Origin of the sequence: Flavobacterium sp. (assembly GCF_025352015.1) — a bacterium.
Lineage (GTDB): Bacteria > Bacteroidota > Bacteroidia > Flavobacteriales > Flavobacteriaceae > Flavobacterium.
The window spans coordinates 1-3,028 of the sequence record NZ_JANXUG010000092.1 but is presented as its reverse complement, the minus strand read 5'-3'; the positions used below and the strand labels follow the sequence as shown (position 1 = coordinate 3,028).

Genomic DNA, 3,028 nt, shown 5'->3' with positions numbered 1-3,028 from the left:
CTATTTCATTATCAAACAAAAAGCCTTCTATAATTTTATATAATCGAGATTTCTCTTCTTGATTTAATTCCGATATTTGTGCTAAAATGGTATCTTTCATAAAACAAAGATAATAAATATATTCTTTAGACTAAAGCCATAAAAATTAAATATATTCTATTAAAATTCACATTTTAATTGTTTTGCAACACTTTTCTGGCTCATATTTCGCAGGTAAATTATTTTTTAAGAATCTATTCTTTACAATCTCAATCGAATTGAATTCCGTCAATATCTCTTCTGTCTTTTTTTGTTGGTCTTCCCGCTCCTGTTTTTCGATGATCTTCTTTGGACAATTTTAGTAATTCTAGATGTGCAAAAGTCTCGGGAGAGGTCTCATCTTTTCTATAAATATCAACTAATTTTGGACCAACGCGATTTTCTGGAATATCTAAAACAGTAATTACATACGTAATCTGATCTTTTCTAAAAGTAATTTTATCTGTGGAAAAAACTTCTTTTGAAGGTTTTGCGACCAAATTGTTTACGGTAATATGGTTTTTTTTACAAGCTTCGGTGACCATATTTCTAGTTTTATAATAACGAACACACCATAAATATTTATCTACTCTCATTTTTTTGCAAAATCAACGTTAAATTGTTTACAAAAATAAATCAATATTGTATCTTGCGGCATCAAAATTCAAACAAATAATGAATAATATTTCAAAAATACTATCACTTTTAACTCTTGTTTTCATAACTGTTTCTTGTTCAAGAAGCGATAGTAGTACACAACCGTTACGTGATTATACTGCACAAAATGTAACCGATATGACTACTATAGAAACCTATATGAAAACTCATTATATGGAAGTGGTTACCAATCCTGGTGCTACCGACGATCAAAATGTGGTTTTTACATTAATTCCTACTGGGGGAACCCAAACTTCTATCTGGGATCAAACAACTTATCCTATTCAAACTAGATTAGTGACCGTTAAACAAAATAATATTGATATTCCTTATAAAATCTATTATTTACAATTGAGACAAGGGTCAGGCGCTAATAGCAAATCTCCATGCAACGTTGACAGAGTTTTAACCTCTTATAGAGGAGAATATATTTATACGAGTACCGAAACAGTTGGTACCGTTACCACTAGCACAATTGTATCAAAACAATTTGAAGAATCAGTTAACCCGCAAGGTTTCTTTAATTTAACAGGAGTAATTAGAGGTTGGAGTGAAATATTTCCTAAATTTAAAACAGGTAGTTATACAGGTAATCCAGATGGTACAGTTTCTTATAACGATTTTGGTGCTGGTGTTATGTTTATTCCTTCGGGGTTGGCCTATTTTTCTAATTCAACAGGTGGAATTCCATCTTATTCTCCACTTATATTTAGTTTCAAATTATATGAAATTCAACGAACCGATCAAGATGGCGATGGTATTTATTCCTACCAAGAAGATATAGGAACTGATGCTGCAAACCCGAATACACCAGATGGTTATGTTTATACTTTGGCAACAGGTGTCTACAATGTTGATGATACTGATAGTGATGGAATCCCAGATTTTTTAGATGTAGATGATGATGGAGATTATTTTACCACTGCCAGCGAAATCAAAAATACCGCAGGTGTTGCATATCCTTTTGATTTAATACCAACATGTGGTGGTACTGGTAACGGTAAAAAAAGGTACCTTGACCCAACGTGCCATAACTAAATAAAATCAAAATTATTTTCTCTTTATTACTTTTTCCACCGCCGCTACAATAGCTTGGTGGTTGAGTTTATACTTTTCCATGAGTTGTTCGGGAGTACCACTTTCGCCAAATGAATCATGAACCGCCACAAACTCTTGTGGTTTAGGATTGTTAAGTGCTAAAACTCTGGCTACACTTTCGCCCAATCCACCAAGAAAATTATGTTCTTCTGCAGTTACGACGCAACCTGTTTTAGCGACCGATTTCAAAATAGCTTCGTCATCCAAAGGTTTGATGGTGTGAATATTAATTACCTCTGCAGAAATACCGTTAGTTTCTAGTGTTTCTGCCGCAATCAAAGCTTCCCAAACTAAATGGCCAATTGCAATAATAGTCACATCGGTTCCTTCATTGAGCAGAATGGCTTTTCCAATTACGAAGGGTTCTTCTGCTGGAGTAAAATTAGGAACAACCGGACGACCAAAACGAAGATACACTGGACCATTATGGTCTGCTAATGCTAGTGTGGCAGCTTTCGTTTGATTATAATCACAAGTGTTGATTACGGTCATGCCAGGAAGCATTTTCATCAATCCGATGTCTTCTAATATTTGATGTGTCGCTCCATCTTCTCCCAAGGTTAGTCCGGCATGTGACGCACAAATTTTCACATTTTTATCAGAGTATGCCACCGATTGCCGAATTTGGTCATAGACTCTTCCGGTAGAAAAGTTTGCAAAAGTTCCCGTAAACGGAATTTTACCTCCAATGGTTAATCCCGCAGCAATCCCAATCATATTGGCTTCTGCAATCCCAATTTGGAAAAAGCGTTCGGGATGATTTTTCTTGAAATCGTCAAACTTTAACGAGCCTATTAAGTCGGCGCACAAAGCAACTACGTTTTCGTTTTTTTTCCCTAGTTCGGTCATTCCTGCCCCAAAACCTGAACGGGTATCTTTACTTCCTGTGTTGTTGTATTTTTTCATGATTTAATTTTTGAAAACTATCTTATCTTTCTCCACTTTAAAATCGACAGCTACTGATTGTATTTTTTTAAGTTTAATTTCTAAATACTTATTTTTATTTGAACTCATTTCTATAAAATTAGGAATACTTTTTTGGGAAGTATTTACATATTCACAAAATAAATAATGATGTTGAAGTATTTCTAAAAAATTATCTAAACCATTGTAATCGATTGGTTCCAGAATCGTTTGATATTGAAAAGCAATTATTGTTTTCTTTTTGTTTAAATATTGAGTAGCTGTTAATTTAGTATGTATACTATCTATTTTATCCTCTGTTACACCAAATTTTCTACAGTCAACATTACAA

Annotated in this window: 4 protein-coding genes; 1 reads left to right on the top strand and 3 read right to left on the bottom strand. The window is 33.7% G+C overall.

Annotated features, from left to right (window positions below; translation table 11 throughout):
- Positions 1-248: 248 nt before the first annotated feature.
- Positions 249-614: a S4 domain-containing protein gene (locus Q0Q96_RS09330; protein ID WP_293874134.1), complete on the bottom strand. Its 366-nt coding sequence runs from the start codon at positions 612-614 to the stop codon at positions 249-251.
- Positions 615-693: 79 nt separating this feature from the next.
- On the opposite strand from Q0Q96_RS09330, the gene Q0Q96_RS09325 reads away from it, so the two are divergent.
- Positions 694-1,713, top strand: coding sequence for an FKBP-type peptidylprolyl isomerase (locus Q0Q96_RS09325; protein WP_293874132.1), 1,020 nt, complete (start codon positions 694-696; stop codon positions 1,711-1,713).
- Between the two features lie 12 nt (positions 1,714-1,725).
- On the opposite strand, the gene Q0Q96_RS09320 is transcribed toward Q0Q96_RS09325, so the two are convergent.
- Entirely contained in the window at positions 1,726-2,679 is a 954-nt protein-coding gene (locus Q0Q96_RS09320) for a transketolase C-terminal domain-containing protein (RefSeq protein ID WP_293874130.1), read from the bottom strand.
- 3 nt (positions 2,680-2,682) lie between these two features.
- On the bottom strand, positions 2,683-3,028 hold a 346-nt coding region (locus Q0Q96_RS09315; protein WP_293874128.1), incomplete at its 5' end, for a hypothetical protein.

Excerpts from the sequence above, each read along its gene's own strand:
- Q0Q96_RS09325 (WP_293874132.1), top strand. The coding sequence starts at position 694 with ATGAATAATATTTCAAAAATACTATCACTTTTAACTCTTGTTTTCATA.
- Q0Q96_RS09330 (WP_293874134.1), bottom strand. The coding sequence starts at position 614 with ATGAGAGTAGATAAATATTTATGGTGTGTTCGTTATTATAAAACTAGA.
- Q0Q96_RS09320 (WP_293874130.1), bottom strand. The coding sequence starts at position 2,679 with ATGAAAAAATACAACAACACAGGAAGTAAAGATACCCGTTCAGGTTTT.